This window comes from Geminicoccus roseus DSM 18922 (assembly GCF_000427665.1).
GTDB classification, from domain to species: domain Bacteria; phylum Pseudomonadota; class Alphaproteobacteria; order Geminicoccales; family Geminicoccaceae; genus Geminicoccus; species Geminicoccus roseus.
In genome coordinates this window covers 5,349,072-5,368,166 of sequence record NZ_KE386572.1, presented here as the reverse complement: position 1 = coordinate 5,368,166, position 19,095 = coordinate 5,349,072, and the positions used below count along the sequence as shown (strand labels likewise).

Annotated in this window: 15 protein-coding genes; 10 read left to right on the top strand and 5 right to left on the bottom strand. The window is 66.6% G+C overall.

Annotation, left to right across the window (positions count from 1 at the left end):
* Positions 1-92 precede the first annotated feature (92 nt).
* Genes GEMRO_RS0126190 through GEMRO_RS32070 form a run of 4 tightly spaced genes read left to right on the top strand, consistent with a single transcriptional unit; the run spans position 93 to position 6,881 of the window.
* Positions 93-1,955, top strand: coding sequence for a glycosyltransferase (locus GEMRO_RS0126190; protein WP_027136364.1), 1,863 nt, complete (start codon positions 93-95; stop codon positions 1,953-1,955).
* A complete protein-coding gene (locus GEMRO_RS0126185) occupies positions 1,952-3,298 on the top strand; it encodes a DUF3131 domain-containing protein (RefSeq protein WP_027136363.1) in 1,347 nt (448 codons plus the stop codon). The genes GEMRO_RS0126190 and GEMRO_RS0126185 overlap by 4 nt, the downstream gene beginning before the upstream one ends.
* A complete protein-coding gene (locus GEMRO_RS32075) occupies positions 3,295-4,974 on the top strand; it encodes a DUF3131 domain-containing protein (RefSeq protein WP_051329509.1) in 1,680 nt (559 codons plus the stop codon). Before GEMRO_RS0126185 ends, GEMRO_RS32075 begins: the two co-directional genes overlap by 4 nt.
* Positions 4,971-6,881, top strand: a complete 1,911-nt coding sequence (locus GEMRO_RS32070; protein WP_035486063.1) for a peptidoglycan-binding domain-containing protein — start codon at positions 4,971-4,973, stop codon at positions 6,879-6,881. Before GEMRO_RS32075 ends, GEMRO_RS32070 begins: the two co-directional genes overlap by 4 nt.
* Positions 6,882-6,897: 16 nt before the next feature.
* On the opposite strand, the gene GEMRO_RS0126170 is transcribed toward GEMRO_RS32070, so the two are convergent.
* Both GEMRO_RS0126170 and GEMRO_RS32065 read right to left on the bottom strand, forming a co-directional pair.
* Entirely contained in the window at positions 6,898-8,541 is a 1,644-nt protein-coding gene (locus GEMRO_RS0126170; protein WP_169728451.1) for a carboxylesterase/lipase family protein, read from the bottom strand.
* 13 nt (positions 8,542-8,554) lie between these two features.
* Positions 8,555-10,345: a glycoside hydrolase family 3 protein gene (locus tag GEMRO_RS32065; protein WP_051329507.1), complete on the bottom strand. Its 1,791-nt coding sequence runs from the start codon at positions 10,343-10,345 to the stop codon at positions 8,555-8,557.
* A gap of 384 nt (positions 10,346-10,729) precedes the next feature.
* On the opposite strand from GEMRO_RS32065, the gene GEMRO_RS0126160 reads away from it, so the two are divergent.
* The 4 genes from GEMRO_RS0126160 (at position 10,730) to GEMRO_RS0126145 (ending at position 14,072) form a co-directional block, all read left to right on the top strand.
* The gene (locus GEMRO_RS0126160; RefSeq protein ID WP_035488152.1) at positions 10,730-11,827 is read left to right on the top strand and encodes an endo-1,4-beta-xylanase; all 1,098 of its coding nucleotides are present in this window, start codon (positions 10,730-10,732) and stop codon (positions 11,825-11,827) included.
* A 155-nt stretch (positions 11,828-11,982) separates the two neighbouring features.
* Positions 11,983-13,233, top strand: a complete 1,251-nt coding sequence (locus tag GEMRO_RS0126155) for a PP2C family protein-serine/threonine phosphatase (protein ID WP_084507656.1) — start codon at positions 11,983-11,985, stop codon at positions 13,231-13,233.
* 9 nt (positions 13,234-13,242) lie between these two features.
* The gene (locus tag GEMRO_RS0126150) at positions 13,243-13,611 is read left to right on the top strand and encodes an STAS domain-containing protein (RefSeq protein WP_035486061.1); all 369 of its coding nucleotides are present in this window, start codon (positions 13,243-13,245) and stop codon (positions 13,609-13,611) included.
* 23 nt (positions 13,612-13,634) lie between these two features.
* Positions 13,635-14,072 (top strand): ATP-binding protein, encoded by a 438-nt coding sequence (locus GEMRO_RS0126145; protein ID WP_027136358.1) that lies wholly within the window; start codon positions 13,635-13,637, stop codon positions 14,070-14,072.
* Between the two features lie 26 nt (positions 14,073-14,098).
* Here GEMRO_RS0126145 and GEMRO_RS0126140 read toward each other — a convergent pair whose 3' ends face one another.
* Positions 14,099-14,674: a TetR/AcrR family transcriptional regulator gene (locus tag GEMRO_RS0126140; protein ID WP_240476776.1), complete on the bottom strand. Its 576-nt coding sequence runs from the start codon at positions 14,672-14,674 to the stop codon at positions 14,099-14,101.
* 137 nt (positions 14,675-14,811) lie between these two features.
* Between GEMRO_RS0126140 and GEMRO_RS0126135 the strand changes: the two genes are divergently transcribed.
* Complete coding sequence (locus tag GEMRO_RS0126135) at positions 14,812-15,543, top strand: SDR family oxidoreductase (RefSeq protein ID WP_027136356.1); 732 nt, start codon at positions 14,812-14,814, stop codon at positions 15,541-15,543.
* A gap of 140 nt (positions 15,544-15,683) precedes the next feature.
* Here the strand turns inward: GEMRO_RS0126135 and GEMRO_RS0126130 are convergent, their stop codons facing one another.
* Together GEMRO_RS0126130 and GEMRO_RS32060 are read right to left on the bottom strand one after the other, a co-directional pair.
* Complete coding sequence (locus GEMRO_RS0126130) at positions 15,684-16,559, bottom strand: BKACE family enzyme (RefSeq protein WP_027136355.1); 876 nt, start codon at positions 16,557-16,559, stop codon at positions 15,684-15,686.
* Between the two features lie 72 nt (positions 16,560-16,631).
* Positions 16,632-17,999, bottom strand: coding sequence for an NAD(P)/FAD-dependent oxidoreductase (locus tag GEMRO_RS32060; protein ID WP_051329506.1), 1,368 nt, complete (start codon positions 17,997-17,999; stop codon positions 16,632-16,634).
* A gap of 297 nt (positions 18,000-18,296) precedes the next feature.
* Here GEMRO_RS32060 and GEMRO_RS0126115 point away from each other — a divergent pair, with 297 nt between their 5' ends.
* Complete coding sequence (locus GEMRO_RS0126115; RefSeq protein ID WP_205625096.1) at positions 18,297-19,043, top strand: SDR family NAD(P)-dependent oxidoreductase; 747 nt, start codon at positions 18,297-18,299, stop codon at positions 19,041-19,043.
* Positions 19,044-19,095: the final 52 nt, after the last annotated feature.

Below are 19,095 nucleotides of genomic sequence, written 5' to 3'. Positions count from 1 at the left end.
GGAAGAATGAAATATCCGGAAATGTCTAGCTAAAGCTTGACATAAAAACTACCCTATTGAATATCGCATAAAAATAGCCTCAGTGGCGGAACATGCCGTTTTATTTTACAAGGTACGAAGGCAGGAAGCCGCCGCCACCCGTTCCCCACTCGGACCAGCGTGAATCGCTCTGGCAGTTCCTGGCCACGGTGTCGCTGGTCCTGGGCGGCTGGTACATCGGCTGGCGCTGGCTCTACTCGCTCAACTACGACGCGCTCTGGTTCGCGCTGCCGGTGGCGCTTGCGGAGACCCTGGCATATTTCGGCCTGATCCTGTTCACGGTCAATCTCTGGAAGACCAGCGATCCGCCGATCCTCCCGCCGCCGGAAAACGCCCAGGACTGCGACATCGATGCCGACGAACCTGGGCGCCCGATCGCCGTCGACGTGTTCTTCGCGACCTATAACGAGGATCCGGAACTGGTCCGGCTGGGCCTGCGCGATGCCAGGAACATCCGCTATCCGCACCCCCTGGACCTGCGCATCCACGTCCTGGACGACGGCAAGCGGCCGGCCATGGCCGCCGTGGCCGCCGAGGAGGGGGTCAACTACATCACCCGGCCCTCCAATATCGGCTTCAAGGCCGGCAACCTGCGCAACGCCATCGAGCACACCAGCGGCGACTTCATCCTGATCTGCGACGCCGATACCCGGCCGTTCGCGACCATCCTGGAGCGGACGCTCGGCTATTTCCGCGATCCGAAGATGGCTTGGGTGCAGACCCCGCAATGGTTCTACGACCTGCCGGCGGGCAAGCCGCTCCCCAAGGTTCTGGAGCGCCGGTTCGGCCGTTTCGGCCGCTTCATCGGGCGGGCCGTGGAGCGGGTGATCGGCCCGGTCGAGGTCGGGCACGATCCGTTCGTGAACGACCCGCAGCTCTTCTACGATATCATCCTGCGCCGCCGGAACTGGGCGAATGCGGGGTTCTGCTGCGGCGCGGCTTCGATCCATCGCCGGGAGGCGGTGATGGAGGCCGCCCTTCGTTCCTATGTTCTTGCCAGCGACCGGGATGCGGAAGGCACCATCTCCAGCACGCTGCGGATGCTGAACGAGACGACGCTGGATCCGGTGGTCGAGGAACTGATCCGGCAGGAGGCGGCGCTCAACACCGAGGTGACGCCATACAAGTTCCATGCCTCCGAGGACATCTTCACCTCCATCGTCCTGCACAGCGACCGCGAGCGCGGCTGGAAGTCGGTGCAGCACCCGTTCGTGGAATCGAAGATGCTCTCGCCGCAGGACCTGCTGACCTGGGCGATGCAGCGCTTTCGCTACGCCGGCGGCAGCCTGGATATCCTGTTCCACGAGAACCCGCTCTTCCGTAAAGGGCTGACCCTGCCGCAGAAGATCATGTACGGGTCGACCTTTTATTCTTATCTGGGCGCCATCTGGAACACGGTCTTCCTGCTGGCGCCGATCATCTATCTTTTGTTCAATGTTGCGCCAGTCGCCGCCTATTCTGATGAGTTCTTCATGCACCTCATCCCGTTCCTGATCGCCAATGAACTGGCGACCATGGTGGGGACCTGGAACATCGCGGGCTACAAGCCGAAGGCGGCCTATCTGAACTTCTTCCCGATCAACCTGCGGGCGATCTGGACGACCCTCCTGCGCAAGGAAATCAAGTTCAAGGTGACTCCGAAGGTGCGTCAGGAAGGCAACTTCCTTTACCTCGTATGGCCACAGCTCGCGATCATTCTGCTGACGCTCTGGAGCTTGGCCTTCGCGTTCATTTGCTGGTCGCTGGACCTGCGTGACTACAAGCTGGGGGCACTCCTGGCGAACCTGTTCTGGGGACTGAACAACGTGCTCGCGATGTTGCCGATCGTGACGGCCGCCTTCTACCAGGAGGAGCCGCTTGAGGACGAGCCGGAGCCTGCCGCCATCGGCCTGATGAGTGGGGTGCCGAGCCCATGAACTTCCGCAGTGGAATCTACCGCGCGCGCGGCCACCTCATCTTCCTGCTCGGCCTGCTCGTGAGCTTTTCCATCATCCTGGCGCTGGAAGGAGTCGAGGCGGAGCAGGCTCGATCCGCCGCGGGCCGCCCCGAGCCCACGCAGATGCAGGCCATGCTCGAGGCGGCCGGCCAGGCGCCGGTTGCGCAGCCATTGCCGCTCTCCCCGGACCAGGTGGCCTGGGCGCAATTGGCCTGGCGCTACTTCGAGCAGAACGTCCATCCTGAAACGGGGCTGCCGGGGTCGGTGGACCGGTTCTTCGGCGTCACGGCCTGGGAGATCGGTTCCTACCTGAATGCCCTGGTTTCCGCCCAGAGGCTGGGCCTGATCACCCCCGGCGCCTTCGACGACTACATGGTCAGGGCGCTCGATTCGATCGGAAAGCTCCCACTCTACGCCGGCAGCCTGCCGAACAAGTCCTACGACGTCCGCAGCCTGAAGATGACCGACTATAACGGTGAGCCGACCGAGGACGGGATCGGCTGGTCGGCCCTGGATCTCGCGCGCCTGCTGATCGCCATGGAGATCGTCGAGGCCGGCTACCCCGAGCATGCCGAGAAGATCGCGGCCATCGAGAAGGGCTGGCGGATCGACGCGATGCTCCTGAACGGGGTGATGGTGGGCCGGCTGCCGACGAACCCCGAGCCTGTCCAGGAGGGCCGGCTGGGCTATGAAGAGTATGCGGCCAAGGGACTCGTCCGCCTGGGTCTCGACGCGTACCGGGCGCTCGAGGTAGCCGACACGGTTCACTTCGTGGATGCCATGGGCGTGCTGGTCCCGGTGGACGACCGCCACGCGGAACAGTTCGACGCCGAAGTATGCACCACCAGCGAACCCTACGTGCTCGAGGGGCTGGAGATGGGCTTCGACGCACGCTCGCGCGCCTCGGCCTGGGCGGTCTTGCGTGCGCAGCAGGCGCGTGCCCGGGCTACCGGCCTCCCGACCGCGCTCAGCGAGGGTCACGTGCCGGGCGCTCCCTATTTCGTCTACGGCTGCGTCGTCGGCAACGGCGTTCCCTGGGCGGTGCTCTCGCCGCAGGGCGAGCGATTCGACCAGCTGCGCTTCCTGGACACCAAGAGCGTGTTCGGCTGGTCGGCGCTGATGCCCAACGAGTACACATCCGGCCTGCTGTCGCAGATCTTCCCTCTGAACGACCCGGAACGCGGCTGGTTCACCGGGCGGTTCGAAGCCGACGGGGCGACCAACGGCACCATCACCGCCAACACCAACGCCATCATCCTGGAAAGCCTGCACTTCAGGGCCTTCGGCCCCCTGCTGACTTTCCCGGGGCGCGCCAGATCATGAAAAGGCTGCTCGACGTGCACGTGAACCGCTTCCTGTTGTTGGCTGCAGGCTTCGGCGTGGTGTTGCTGGGTGGCGCGATGGCCGATCCGCGACGCGCCCTTGCGCAGGAGCGCGCGCCGGTGGCCGGCGGCGACGAGACGGGTGAAGGGGATTCCCTGCCCATCGGTGAAGGTGGGCCCGGCCCATTTCTCCGGCCGTTCAAGGCGCGTCAGGGTGACCTCTCCGAGCGCGAGATGCAGATCGCCAGGCAGGCCTGGAAGTATTTCGAGACCTTCACCCAGGAAAAGACCGGCCTGGCCAACGCGGTGGGCCGCTTCCCTTCGACCACGCTGTGGGACACGGCCTCCTATATCAGCGGCGCGGTCGCGGCCTACGAACTCGGGATCATCACCAAGAACGATTTCGATCGGCGGATGTACAAGCTGTTGGGGACGTTCCGGAACCTGAAGCTGTTCCGGGGCGAGTTGCCGAACAAGGTGTACCACACCGAGACCGGCGCCATGGTGAACTACGCCAACAAGCCGGACGAGATCGGGTTCTCGGCGCTGGACATCGGCCGTTTCCTGGTCTGGATGCGCATCCTGAAGCACCGCTATCCGTATCTGGGCAACTCGGTCGATGGGGTCCTGCTGCGCTGGAACTACAGCAACGTCATCGACGAGAAGGGTGTTCTGTACGGCAGCCGCGTCGGCAAGGATGGCGAGACGGACTACGTGCAGGAGGGAAGGCTCGGCTACGAAGAGTATGCCGCCAAGGGCTTCATGCTGTGGGGCTTCAAGCCGGCGGCTGCCCGGCAGGCCAAGCCGCTGGCGACGGTCCAGATCTGCAAGGAGCATGTCCCCTACGACGCGCGCGATCCGCGATTCTACCACACCCAGAACTATGTCGTGACGGAGGGCTACATCCTCGACGGCATGGAACTGAACTGGGATCTGCCGAGCGACATGAGTTCGGACGAGACGGTGCACACGGATGGCTGGCGCGCCGAGTTCGCCGACCGGATCTACCGGGTGCAGGAGTGCCGCTACCAGACCACCGGCATGATGACCGCGCGCAGCGAGCACAACGTCCAGGGCGGACCGTTCTTCGTCTACGACACGATCTTCTCGTCGGGCTATGCCTGGAACACGCTGAGTCCCCGGGGCGACTACTCGCCTGACTATGCGGCCGTCTCCACCAAGGCGGCGTTCGGCATGTGGGTGCTCTGGGATACCCACTACACCGACATCCTCTTCGAGGCGGTTTCCGATCTCTACGACGAGGAGCGCGGCTACTACGAGGGCCTGCTCGAGAACGGCAGTGGTCCGATCGAGGTGTTCACCGCCAACAACAACGGCATCCTGCTGGCTGCCCTGCTCTACAAGGCCCAGGGCAAGATCCTGACGCCACCCCGCGAGCCTGGTGCCGAGGTGTGGTTCACCGCGATGCAGGACGGCGACATCCGGGAGCGGCGCAACCTGCCGGACCAGCCCGACTGGCTGGCTGCCCAGGCGCAAGCTGCGGCCCGAGACCAAGCCGCGGCCCAGGCTCAGGCGGCGTCTGCGCCAGATGCGTTGCAGTCTTCGCAGCAACCCATGCCAGGCGCGGCGAGCGCGGCGTCGCCACCCACCGCTCAGCCTGCTCAGGCAGATCCTGCCACCGTCACAGCGTCACCCGCTGGTGCGAAGAACCCATGAAGCACCGGCTCTGGCTGGCCTCGGCAGCCGTCGCCGCCGCGGTTGCCACGCCGGCCGCCGCGCAGGAGGCGATTGTCGACACCGCCAAGCCGTTCGCTGCCGGGGCACAGGAGATCGAGCAATATCTGCGTGGCCCGGTAGGCTGGCCGACGTTCCAGGAGGGCAGGGCCGGCGACCTGTTCTTTCGCTTCAACCCGGATGGCTTCGCCCGGTTTGGCCAGGGTGAGCGGCTCGACGCAGAATATTGGGAGGTCGAGTGCACGCCCAGGCCGGTCGACTGTTCCGCAAGGCGCGGGCCGGTACGGCTGAGCGTCGGCGAGGATGGCCGCCCATCCATCAGCCTCGACGGGGTCGCCTCCGCCGAGCGCTTCAGCCTCACCGGCGACGCGGAGGATGCCGCCACCCTTCCAGCCCTATCCGCGCCGGATAGGACGGTTGAACTGCTGGCGGCGTCGAGCCTGACGCCGCTGGAGGATGGAGACATCCTGCCCATCGACGGCCTGGCGACGGTGGCCGCCTTCATCCGCTGGGTTGAAAACGGGCAGGCAGCGGACCTCGCCTTCGACGCGGCCCCGCGGCGACCCTTCGCCAATCCTCCCAAGGCCGCGGCAGGCGCAAAGCCTGCTCCTGCCGCACCCAGCCAGACGTCGTCCACCAGCACGGCATCAGGAAGCGCATCGTCCGCACCCTTGCAGGAAGGAACTGCCGGCCCCGCGGCCGCTGCTGCGCAGGCCAATGACGGCGCGACGCCATCGGTGCCCCCGACCGGCTCCATGCGCGGACCTACGGCAGCGCTGGCGGCCGAGCAGGTGCCGCCCCAGGAGACCGGGCCGACTGTCCCGGCGGGTCAGATCGCGCTCCAGGTGGCTGGAGCGGCATCCATTGAACCAGCCGCGCCACCGCCGCCGGCTGCCGCAGCATCGCCGGTTCGGCCGCCCCCGCAGGAGCCGGCTGCCGCTCCGGCCCAGCCGGCGCCGGCCAAGGCTTCCGGCAGCGCCCCCAAGGCTGCCGCTGGCGCTCCCAAAGCTGCTGCCGCCGCTCCCAAAGCGTCCGCCGCTCCCAAAGCGTCCGCCGCTCCCAAAGCGTCCGCCGCCGCTCCGAAGTCCGCCGCAGCCCCCAAGGCTTCCGCCGCCACCGCGCAATCAACGCCGGCCGCCTCTCCGGCGGACACCATCTCGCGCGCGGCGTGCGAGCCTATCCGGATAGCGCCGGGAGATATCCAGGAGCCGATCGACTCGCTGCGAGGCCTGCCGGGCGTCTTTGTGATCGTGGACTATCTGGTCGAGCCTCCGTCGGCGAAGGGCAAGTTGCGCAGCGGCGTGCTGGAAGCGATCCGCTCGCGGTTCGACGCGGCGGGCATCCGCTTGCTGTCGAAGGAGGAAGTCCAGGACACGCCCGGCCGGCCGCAGCTCGAGTTCTATCTGACTCCGGGAGATGCCAACAAAGGATGCGTCTTCCGGGTCTGGATCAGCCTGCGCCAGGAGGTCGCGCTGGTGCGGGACAGCTCGATCCATCTCCTGACCGGCACCTGGGGCGACGGTGGCGTCGCGCGGCCGAGCGACAGCGCGAACGGGCCGGAGCTGGATACCTTCATCTACTATATCGAGCGCTTCGTCAGCGCCTACCAGAAGGCCAACAGCGCGGCGCCGGCAGCGTCCACGGCACCGGCCTCTGCTTCGCCAGAGCCCGCGCCAGCCGGGCCGAGCGGCAAGGATCTGCTGCTGTCGCTGCAGGAGCTTCTGCAGGAGGCGGGCTACGACCCGGGGCCGATCGACGGCCAGATGGGACCGCGAACCCAGGCGGCGATCCGGGCGTTCGAGGGCGGCCACGACCTCCCGGTCACCGGGCAGCCCAGCCAGGCCGTGCTCGACCGCCTAAGGAGCCGACGCGCCGAGGGGCCGGGCTGACTCCGTGTCCACCGCTTTACCCGTCTGATTCCAGCGCAGCCTCCAGGACCTTGCGCTCCTCGCGATCAGGGTCCTCCGCGACCGCGCAGCGTTCTGCAAGGACCATCGTGCTGCCGGTGCCGGGCTCGAAGCGGGGCCAGGGCGGCAGGTCCGGATGGTTGGGATCGCCTCGATGCGCGAAGGCGATCCAGGCCGCGCTCATCCGGGCCGCGAGGATGCGCGCTTCCTCCGTGGCGCCGGTCATGCCGGCGCAGCGGTCGGTGTTGTCGAACATGAACGGCAGGTCGAGGCCGTGGAAGGCACGCGGCCGCCCGTCCAGCACCGGCGTCTCCCAGGCGAACCAGTAGAGATAGACCGGCGCGTCCTGCGCCTGTCGCCCGGCCTGGGTGATTGCATCGGTCCTGGGGCTGTTGATCAGGGCCAGGAGTTCCACGGGCGCGGCCTGCGGATGGGCCAGCCGGTAGGCATGGAGGACCTGGTCGGTTTGCTCGCCGAGTTCCGGCCTCAGCCGCTCGGCCACCGCGGCCAGGTCGATGGCTTCGAGGCTGGGATCGGCCAGGCTCGGGCTGCGCTCGTGCTTGGTCGTGCCGATGATCATCGGCAGGCGGCCAGCCCAGCCTGGCGTCTCCGGATCGTAGGGGTGGGTAGGGATGACGTCGCCGTCCACGGTCGGCTGCCACTGGACCGCGGAGAGCGGGACGTCCTGCTCGTCCGCAAGGCGCTTGCGGCCTGCGATGCCGGCATCGACCAGAGCTGAGGCCGGCAGCTCCTGGAGCCTTGCGAGATCCGCCCCCTCGAGTCCGAGTTCCGCCACGGTCGCCCTGGCCAGCGCCGCGGTCTGCTCGGGCTCGCCCAGCCGGAGCCTGGAACCGCTCTGCACGATCGCCTTCTGGAACAGGCCTTCCGCGGCGGGCATCACCGTCAGCGCATTGATCTTCCAGCCTCCCGCCGACTGCCCGAACAGGGTGACGTTGCCCGGATCGCCGCCGAACTGCCCGATGTTGCTTTTCACCCAGTCGAGCGCGGCGACCAGATCGAGCATTCCGGCATTGGCGGCATGCGGATAGGCGTCGCCTGCCAGGGCGCCGAGGTTGAGATAGCCCAGCAGCCCGACCCGGTGGTTGACCGAGACCACCACCACGTCGCCGCGCCGGCTGAGATGCTCCCCGTCATAGGACGGCAGCTCATAGCTCGACCCGGCATAGAACCCGCCGCCGTGCAGCCAGACCATCACCGGGCGCCGCCCTTCCGTGACCGACGGCGTCCAGACATTGACGAACAGGCAGTCCTCGCCCGGATAGCCTTCGTTCCAGTCGAACAGGAAGGCCAGGTAGTCGTTGCGCCAGCGCGGCGCCTGCGGGCAGACCGGACCATAAGCCAGCGCGCTGCGCGTCCCGCTCCAGCCGGGATGTCGGCCAGGAGGCCCGAAGCGCGCTTGGCCCGAGGTCGGCGCGGCGTAGGGGATGCCCTTGAAGACATGGATGCCGTTGCGGCGATAGCCCCGGACCTTGCCGGAGCGGGTCTCCACCGGCGGCGTGTCGGTCGAGAGCGGACCCGGCATGTGGGCCTGCAGGTCCAGTCCGGGCGCGGCTTCGGCCGGCAGGGCCGCCATGGCCGCCGTCCCGCCGATGCCCATGGCGAGGCCGCGACGCTTCATCATCAGGCGGGACAGGTCAGCTCTCCGGCAACTGGCCGAGCTCGCGGGCCTCGGCATAGGTGAGGCCGTAGCCATAGGGGAACAGGGGGTCGTAGTCCGCGTCGTTCCGGTTGACGATCTGGTCCGGATATTTCGGCCAGGAGAAGGACAGCCGGCCGCGGAAGTCGTGGGCGATCGATCCGTCCGGCCGGGCGAACAGCAGGTCGGCGACCCCGCCGCCCTGCGTGCCCGGCAGCCAGGCGGCAACGAAGGCATCCGAAACGTTGATCTCCGGCGTGGTGTAGAGCGGGCGCCCGGACAGGAAGATCGAGACGATTTTCACGTCCTGCTCCTTCAGGCGCTGCAGCAGTTCGAGATCGGCGCCATGCATCGCGTGGTAGGCGGTGGTCTCCCGATCACCCTTGGTCTCGGCGTAGGGCTCTTCGCCGAACACCACCACGGCCACGTCCGGCCTGGTCGTGAAGCTTCCATCCACGCTCAGCTCGACTGAGCCGCCACCGGCGCCGACCGCTTCGCTGATGCCCGCGAAGATCGACTGTCCGTTCGGGAAGTTGTGGTTCGCGATGTTGGTGCCCTGCCAGGTGACCGACCATCCGCCGGCCAGCTTCGGGATGCTGTCGGCGCCGTTCCCGGCCACCAGGACCCGCTGGTTCGGCGCGAGCGGCAGGACCTTCCGGTCGTTCTTCAGCAGCACCAGCGATTCACGCACCGCCTGGCGGGCCACCTCCAGGTGCTCCGGGGCGCCCAGGAGTTCGTACCGGCCGGCCAGCGGCCGCTCGGAAGGGCGCGGGCGCTCGAACATGCCGGCGCGCATCTTGACCCGGAGGATGCGGCCGACCGCATCGTCCAGCCTGGCCATCGGGATCTCGCCGGCCTGCACCTGGGCCAGGGTGTTGGCGTAGAGTTCCTTCCACTTGTCCGGCGCCATGAACATGTCCAGCCCGGCGATGATCGCCTGCGGGCAGCTTTCCTTGGAGCAGCCCGGGACCTGGGCGTGCCCGTTCCAGTCGCCGACCACGAAGCCCTGGAAGCTCATGCGTCCCTTCAGGACGTCGGTGAGCAGGGCAGGGTTGCCGTGCATCTTGATGCCCTGCCAGCTCGAATAGGAGGCCATCACCGTCTGTGCGCCGGCCTGGAGAGCGGTCACGTAGCCCGGGCCATGCAGGTCGCGCAGTTCCTCCTCGGAGATCCGCGCGTCCCCCTGGTCCTTGCCGCTAAAGGTGCCGCCGTCGCCGAGGAAATGCTTGGCGGTCGCCAGCACGCGGTCGCTGCCCAGGAAGTCCGGCGTGCCCGGACGGCCCTGCAGCCCCTCGACGATGGCGCCCCCATAGAGCGCAACCAGTTCCGGATCTTCGGAATAGCTCTCGTAGGTCCGCCCCCAATGGTCATCGCGCGCCACCGAGACCGCCGGTGCGAAAGTCCAATCCTCGCCGGTGACCTGCACCTCTGTCGCCGTGACTTCGCCGATCCGGCGCATCAGCTCGGGATTGTGGGCAGCACCGAGCCCGATGTTGTGCGGGAAGATGGTGGCGCCGATGATGTTGTTGTGGCCATGGACCGCATCCGTTCCCCACAGCAGGGGGACATAGGTGCCGCCGCGCGCCCGGTTCGCGTCGTAGAAGGCGTCGGCCAGGGCCAGCCAGTCCTTGGCAGGGGAATAGTCGTTGTGGTTCGGCGCTGACGTCCCGCCGCTCAGGATCGCGCCCAGCGGATAGCGGTGCAGATCCTCCGGCGTGATGCTCGCGATGTCGGCCTGAATAATCTGTCCGACTTTTTCTTCAACAGTCAGGCGGCTGACCAATTCCATGACGCGCGATGTAAGATGCGGGTCGTCCAGAACAGGGGGGTCGACTTGAGGCCAGTTTTCCCGATGGACTGAAGGTCGTGGCGCGTTTACGGTGGAAGCGTCCTGCGCCGACACGGTGGACGAAGCTGCGAGAAGGGCGATTCCGATCCAAAGAAAATATCCCGCTCGGCGCGGTATAAGTACATTCGCGCCGCGATATTTCTCAACCTTACGCCTCTTCATTCTCGCCCTTTCCGGAATCTGACAAAAAACTCCATGGCCCAGGGAGAAAATCTGGCACCTATCGGAGTAACTTTTCAAGAGTCTGGAAGAATTTCCTTGTGCATGGCGGCGCTGCTGTGGCGGAAGCAAGCCCGCTGCCGACCCAGCCGATTGGAGCATGTCATGGTCGACCGCAGACATCTGATCGAGGCCGGGCTGGCAGGCGGGGGCGCGTTGCTGGCCACGTCGCTGGCACCAGCCTCCGCTCGCGGCGCCGCCATGCAGGTGCCCTCCTTGTCGACCCTGGCAAAGCAGCGGGGGATCCTGTTCGGAACCGCCATCGGCCCGCTGGTCGCGACCAGTCAGTCCTATCGGGAAGTGGTGGTCGCGGATGCCGGGCTGGTCGTGCCCGAGTATGAGATGAAGTGGCGCTTCATCGAGAAGACCCAGGGCGTCTATGACTTCTCGGCGGTCGACCGCCGCCTGGCGTTCGCGCAGCAGAACGGCATGGCGTTCCGCGGGCACACCCTGGTCTGGCACCAGTCCCTGCCGGACTGGCTGCCGAACGCGATCAACCCAGGGAACGGGCGGCAACTGCTGACGCGGCACATCAACGCCGTCGCGGGGCGCTACAAGGGCAAGCTCCACTCCTGGGACGTGGTGAACGAGGCGATCGACATCTCGCCGGCCGGCGTGGGCGGCCTGCGCAACACGACCTGGTTGCAGAACGTCGGGCCCGATTACATCCAGATCGCCTTCGAGGCCGCGGCTGCGGCCGATCCCGGCGCGATGCTGGTCTATAATGACTACGGCCTGATCTATGCGTCCGGCGGTGGCGACATGAAGCGCGCAGCGACCCTGCGCATGCTGGAGCGGCTGGTGTCCCGGGGCGTGCCGGTGCATGCGCTGGGCCTGCAGGGGCATATCGAGGCGCCGATCCGGAACTTCGACCCGAACGTGCTCTCTCGCTTCTGCAACGATGTCGCAGCGCTCGGTCTCAAGATCATGATCACCGAGATCGATGTCTCCGACCAGTATGCCCCGGCGGACATCGCGGTGCGCGATGCCCTGGTGGCCGAGGCCTATCAGGCCATCCTCGGCTGCGTCCTTGCCGTTCCGGCCACGGTGGCGGCCGTGACCTGGGGCCTCAGCGACATCCACAGCTGGCTGGCCACCTATCGTCCCCGCAAGGACGGCCTGCAGGTCCGTCCTCTCCTCTACACCGACGGCATGCAGAAAAAGCCTGCCTGGGAGGCGGTGGCCAGCGCGCTCCGCGGCTGAAGGGGGAGGAGGCTGCCAGGGTGAGGGGTGGGACAGGCTGCTCGCTTGTGCGGCCTGACCACATGGACAAGACTGTTTCCCGAGGAGCAGTAGCTCCGACATCTGTACTGTTCCAGCACCGGAACAGGCGATTTCGTAGCTGGAACTGTTGATTGATGATCTTCGAGTCCGGGCAGCCAGACGGCCGGCCGAGTGCAGCGAGTAAGCGGCGGCCGCAGGTGCTGCTGGCCGAGGACGATCCCCAGATGCGGCAGCTGATGGCCGGGGTCCTGGAGGCCATCGGCTATGACGTCACCGTGGCCGGCGATGGCCAGGAGGCTCTGGATATCCTGGAAAGCTCGGCCATCAACCTGATCGTTTCCGACTGGATGATGCCGAACGTCGACGGCGTGGAACTTTGCCGGCGCATCCGCGAGAGACAGGCCAGGAGCTACGTCTACATCATTCTGCTCACCGGCCGGAACGACAGCGCCGCCCTGGTGGAGGGCATGGAAGCCGGTGCCGACGACTTCCTGATCAAGCCGCCCGACCTGGCGGAGCTGCGCGTGCGCCTGCATGCGGGCCAGCGGGTTCTCGACCTGGAGCGCCAGCTCGCCACGAAGAACCAGACGCTGAGCATCGCCAACCAGGAGCTGGAGGCGGCCCATGCCCAGCTGAGGCGCGACCTGGAAGCATCCGCCCTGGCCCAGCGGCGGCTTCTGCCCCGTCCGGCCGACCTGCCGGGCCTGCGCTTCGACTGGCTGTTCTTTCCCTCCAGCCATGTCGGCGGCGACACGTTCGGGGTGGTGCGGCAGGGCCCCACCATGCTGGCGTTCTTCCAGATCGACGTCGCCGGCCATGGCGTTCCGGCCGCCCTTCTGTCCTTCACCCTGCAGCGGCTGCTTTCCGGGGGCGGGCTGCAGATCGGCGGCCGGCCGGACAGCGGGGGTGCAACTCTGTGGGATCCGGCCGCCATCGTCGCGGAACTGAACCGGCGGTTCCAGGCGGACGAGGATGCGACCTACTTCACCATGGTCTTCGGCTTGGTCGACGAGGGGACGGGCCGGCTGGTGCTCTGCCAGGCGGGCCATCCGCCGCCGCTGCACGTCCGGCGCTCCGACCGCGAGGTGGTGATGGTCGGGGACGGCGGCCCGGTAGTAGGACTGTTTCCGGATGCCGTTTACGAAAATGTCGAGATCGACTTGCAGCCAGGCGACCGCCTGGTCCTCTATTCCGACGGAATCATCGAATGCTGCGGGCCGAATGATGAGCTGTATTCCGAGGAACGCTTCGCGGCATCCGTCGGTATTTCCATGGACCTGCCACTCACGGTAGCGGTACAGGATCTGGGAGAGCAGCTGAGCCTGTGGCGAGGCGGGCTGGCCTATGAGGACGACGTGTCCCTACTGGTCCTCGAGAAAAAGTGAGGAAGCGACATGAACGGGTCGGCGAGCCTAGAGGACCAACTGGTCGAGGCACGGGATCAGGACGGCGTCCTGATCGTCCGGGTCCTGCACAAGCGGCTGACGGCCAGCACCGCGCCTTTGTTCAAGACGATCGTCACCCGCCAGGTCGAGGCCGGCCAGCACCATGTCGTGCTGGACCTGGCGGAGGTCGACTTCATGGACAGCAGCGCGCTTGGCGCGGTCGTCTCCTGCATGAAGTCGGTCGGCAGCCGGGGCACCCTGGCCATCAGCGGCGCCCACGGCGCGGTCCTCAAGCTCTTGAAGCTCACCCGCCTGGACCGGGTCCTGAAGCTGCACGATACGCCTGAGCAGGCGGCCAGCGCGATCCGGCAAAGCTGACAAGCGCTGCGGCAGAGGCCGGCATGGCTCGGAGGATCACGTTCACCATCGAGAGCGATCTCGCCCAAGTCGCGCTGGCCGCGGCCGCCCTGCGCGGTGTGTGCGGCCTTGTGGTCCTGGACCCCGAAGCGCTGGACGAACTGGAGCTGGGCTTCGTCGAGGCAGTCAACAACGTCATCGAGCACGGCTTTGCCGAGCGGGCAGGCATGCCGATCCTGATCACGGTGGAACTGCTCGACGACCGGGTGGCCATCAGGATCGCCGATCAGGGCACCAGCATCCCGCCCGAACTCCTGGAGCGGGCGCGCAGCGCCCCGTTCGAGGTGGACCCGGACGACCTGGACAGCCTCCCCGAGAGCGGCATGGGCCTGCGGCTGATCATGCATTGCGCGGACAAGATCACCTACACGGTGAAGGACGGCATCAACTACCTGCTTCTGGAGAAGCTGCTGCCGGCTTGAGGGCGGTCCAGATCCGGCGACGTCTCTCAATCCTCTCTTGCTCGGACAGCCTCCAGATAAGCGAGGCACATGGTCACCAGCTGCCGGCGGATGTCCTGCTGCAGGGGCGTCGGCAGGTTCCGCTCGAACACGTTGCGCACCGTCCCGAAGATCGCCGACAGGAGGGTGGTGTTGGCCAGCGTGAGATCCCTACCGGCAGCGTCCGATGCGCTGGCGAACATCGCCAGCGTTGCAGTGTCCAGGCGCTGTGCGAATGCCTCGACCAGCGATTCGTTGTCGAGTTCGACCACCGAGCGGTACAGCGCGCGGGTGACATCGCTCCGCTCGGTCTTCGCCTCCCAATAGGCAGCAACGAGCGCTTCGACCATGGCCGCGGTGGAGGCGCCGCGATGCTCCCGGCAGGCCGCTTCCACCCTCAGCGCGACCCTGTCCAGGTAATGCTCGTTCAGGGCATACAGCAGCGCCTGCTTGTGGGGGAAGTACTGGTACATCGTCCCGACCGAAACCCCGGCGCGCTCCGCCACCCGGGTGGTGGTCAGCCGAGGGATCCCCTCGGACAGCAGAACCTGAGGGGTCGCCTCCAGCATCGCGTCCACGGTCACGGCTGCCCGTGCCTGACGCGGCCTTTTCCGGGGACTTAGATGACGTGGCGGCGGCGCATGCATAGGCGAATCCGCAAGGTGAACGATCCTTCCTAGATTGATGGCGCCGCTGAGCCAGGATCTGAAGGGAGAATCGCGTGGCCGACACTGCACGCATTGCGCTTGTCACCGGTGCCAACAAGGGCATCGGGCTGGAAATCGCACGCCAGCTCGGCAAAGCCGGCGTGACCGTGATCGTCGGGTCGCGCGACGAGGAGCGCGGCCGCCGGGCCGCGGCCGGGTTGTCGGCGGGCGGGCCGGGCGTGGAAGCCGTCCGGGTCGATCTGGACGACGAGTCGACCATCCTCGCGGCTGCCCGGTGGATCGCCGAGCGGCATGGCCGGCTCGATATCCTCGTCAACAATGCAGGCATCGCGGATGCCGCCGACGGCCCGCCCGGCATGGCATCGACGGCCGCCGTGCGCCGGGTCATGGAGACGAACTTCATCGGCACGCTCGCCGTGACGCAGGCGATGCTGCCGCTGCTGCGCAAGTCGCCAGCGGGCCGCATCGTCAACCTGGCGAGCACGCTCGGCTCGCTGGCGATCAACGGCGATCCCTCGTCACCCTACTATTCGGCCCGCCTGATCGGCTACAACGCGTCCAAGGCGGCGCTGAACATGCTGACCGTGCAACTCGCAGCAGAGCTGGAGGGCACCGCCATCGCCGTGAACTCGGTATGCCCCGGCTACGTGAAGACCGACCTGACCGGCCATCGCGGCACGATGACCCCCGAACAGGGCGCGCACCTGCCGGTCGAGTACGCCCTGCTCGGCGAGAATGCGGTCTCCGGGCGCTTCGTCGAGCCGGCGGGCTTGGCGCCATGGTAGGACCAGCCGGTCCAAAACCAGCGCCGGCGGCTTCCGGGAGTCTCCGGCGCCGCGACGGCGATTGGGCCGCCAACGGCGGCAGCCGCCTGGCTCAGGAAGGCCGACGACACAACCAGTTCAACCGCATGCCCTGAAGCATGCTAGGTCGTCAGTCCGAGTTGCGCCCTTGCCGAACCTGGGCTCGCGATCGCCGCTCCAAGTCCTTCCAGAAGCCAGCGTGCCCGCTCGACAAGCTGGGCATTGCTTTGCACGAGTTCCGTCCTGGAGATGCGGATCGTGTCCTCCATGCCGATCCGCACATGGCCGTTCAGGAGAAAGGACTGCATCAGCATGGGGAAGGCAGCCCGGCCGATGCCGAACCCTGTCCAGATGGCACCGCGCGGCAGGAGGTTGCGGGCGTAGAGCATCGTCTCGGGCGAGGCCGCGAAGCCATATTTGACGCCCAGCACGAGGCTGGCCAGCGGCGGGCCGCGGAAGATGCCGCCGGCAAGAAAATCATTGAGAAGAGCGACGTCGCCGCTGTCGAACAGCTCGAACTCCGGCCGCACGCCGCAGTCATAGATGATCTCCGACATCCTGCGCACATAGGGTGGCGTGTTGATCACCACCTCGTTGCCAAAGGTCATGGTGTTGAGGTCGAGCGTGCAGATCTCCGGCCGGAGGTGGCGGATGTGGTCGACCCGTTGTTCGGCGGTGACGAAATTGGTGCGCGGGCCCGCCACCTTGGGATCCGCCTCGCCGGGCTGGAAGCGTCCACCGGGCCCCGTCGTTATGTTGAGGATCACCTCGTCGTTCTTGTCCCGGATCAACCCGACAAGCTCCCGATAGTGATCGAGCTCCATCGACGGCCGTCCGTCCGGATGGCGCACATGAAGGTGGAGGATCGCAGCACCGGCCTCGGCGGCTTCAAGCGCTGAGGCCGCGATCTCCGCCGGCGTGATCGGAAGATTGGGATTGTCCTCGGGCCGTGTCAGGCTGCCGGTGACGGAGCAGGTGATGATCGTTTCTTTCTGCATCAGCTTTTACTTCCAGCCCTGTCTGGAGATTGGGCACACCGTTCCAGCGCCAGTTCCGCCGGCCTCTGATCCTCAGGCTCGCACGGCACGGCCTGGCCCGTGCTCCGCGGCGATGCGCTTGTCGTGCCAGTCGAAGTAGCGCATCGCCAAAGGAACGAACCAGGGCGATCCGCTATAGAAGGGCGCTGTCGGAAAACGGGAGGTCTCGAAGACGGATGGGGTATGGGGACGTCCGAGAATGCGACGCGCGATCAGGCGACCGAAATGCGTTCCGATCGGAATGCCGGCGAAGTTGTACCCAAGCCCGAAATGAACGCCGTCATGCTTGCCGACATGCGGCATGAAGTCGAACGTGCCCGCACATTGGCCGGTCCAGGCGCGGCTGAGCCTGACGCCGCCGAGATCAGGCAGGATCGACACAAGCCGGTCGCGCAACGTGGCGGCAAGCGGCATCGCTGTGTCGCTGGGCGTCCCGGTCGAGCCACCAAAAAGGATCCGGTTGGAATCGGGCGCCGGGCGGATGAAGTCGATGTTGATCCGGGTATCGAGATAGGTCCGCCGCCGGGGCAGCACCCGTTCGATCAAGCCAGCCGGCAGCATCTCGGTCGCGATGATGAACCCGCGAAACGGAATGACGCGCCGGGCATGCCATCCGAGGCCACGGCTCGTATAGCCATTGGTCGCAACCACCACCTCGCGCGCTGTCAGCGAACCGCGCGAGGTGGTGATCCGCTTGGGGCCCTCGCCCGGCTGGACCCGCTCGACCGCCGTGAAAGGATGAAGGCGTGCGCCGGCTTGTTGGGCGCGCCGGACCAGGCCCTCATGGTAGAGGCCAGGATGGATCGAGCCGAGGTCGGGGATCACCGCGCCGCCAAAGTAGCGGTCCGAAACGATCTCGCGATGCTGCTCGTGCTTCTCGACCACCATGTAGTCGAAGCCGACCTCGCGCCGCATCGCTTCCAGATCAGCAATCATCGCCCGGAAATGCGCCGGCGAGTTGGCGGCCACGAACCGACCGCAGAGTGTGTGGTGGCAATCGATGCCCTCCGCCTCGACCAGGGCGGCGACGCCTTTCAGCGCGGCGTCGAGCTCGCGATAGACCTGCACCGCATGGGAGCGGCCGTGCGCGTGTGCGAGCCAGTCCACCGATCGCTTGAGGGTCCTGCCCAGGAAGCCCGCGCTGCGGCGTGCCGCGCCTTCGCCAATATCCTGCGCATCGAGGACCACGACCTCGGCGCCGGCCCGCGCCAGATCCAGGGCCGCGACCATGCCGGTGATGCCGCCGCCGATGATCGCGACATCCGCCTTCCGAGGCAGATCAGCTTGCGCGCTACCGTCGCCCTGCTTGGGCGAGGCTGCTGCCCACCAATAGGGTTCCTCGCGAAAATCGTCTGCAAGGAGGGTCTCTGGCAGGCTCGGCTTCCGGATCATTTGCCGCATGATGATCGCTCCGGATAAACCGTGGTGCCTGCGGACTTCTTTGTGCTGGGGAACGTCATCTCGTTCGAATACCAGCGCATCTCTTCAGGGGGCGTCAAGCTGCGCCTGCTTGTTTCGCTTCCAGCCGGAACTCTTCGGATGCATAGCCACCGGCGGGCGCGGCGCGGGCAGGCCGGCTTGATGCAGCAGGACTGAACCGAACAGGCTTGCCAAGCAAGAACTATCGCATAACAATAATTTTCATCGAAAAGCGATTTTGGTGTCCGAGCTGGCCCTCAGCTCGGGATGGAGGCCCATGTGACTGAATCGAGCGAGATGGCGGGCAGGCATGTCGTCGTCACGGGCGGGGCCAAGGGACTGGGTTATGCCATCGCGCAACTTCTGATCGCTCGGAGCGCCAGGGTCTGCATCATCGACGTCGATGCCGACGGGCTGGATCGCGCCGTGGCCACCCTTGGTGGCGCCGGCAAGGCCGTGGGCGTGGCGGGCGACATCCGACGACGCGATGATGCCCATGCCGCGTTCACAAGGGCTGCGGAGAAGCTCGGCCATGTCGACATCCTGGTCAACAATGCCGGGGTCTATCCGCGCAAGCCGATCCTCGAGATCGACGACGAGGCGTGGGACTACACGTTCGATGTCAACCTGCGGTCGATGTTCCACATGACGGTGGCCGCCGCCGGTCACATGAAGCCCCGGCAGTCGGGCAGGATCGTCTCGATCGCGTCGATCGACGCCTACATCCCCTACGCCAAGAATGCCCACTACGCGGCGGCCAAGGCCGGGGTCATCAGCTTCACCAAGTCCTTTGCGCAGGAACTGGCGCCCGACGGCATCCTGGTCAACGCCGTGTCGCCGGGGCCGATCGATACGCCCAACCTGCGCGCCCTCGGCATCTACGAAGACCTGGCCAAGTCCACGCCACTCGGCCGGGTAGCCACGCCCCAGGACATCGCCGAAGTGGTGTGCTTCCTGGCCAGTGACCGCAACCGCTACATGACCGGCGAGACGGTGATCGCGGGCGGCGGCATCATCATGGTCTAGCCAGACTGCCGACCCGGGGGGGGCGGCGGTAACGATCGAGCAGTCGAACAAC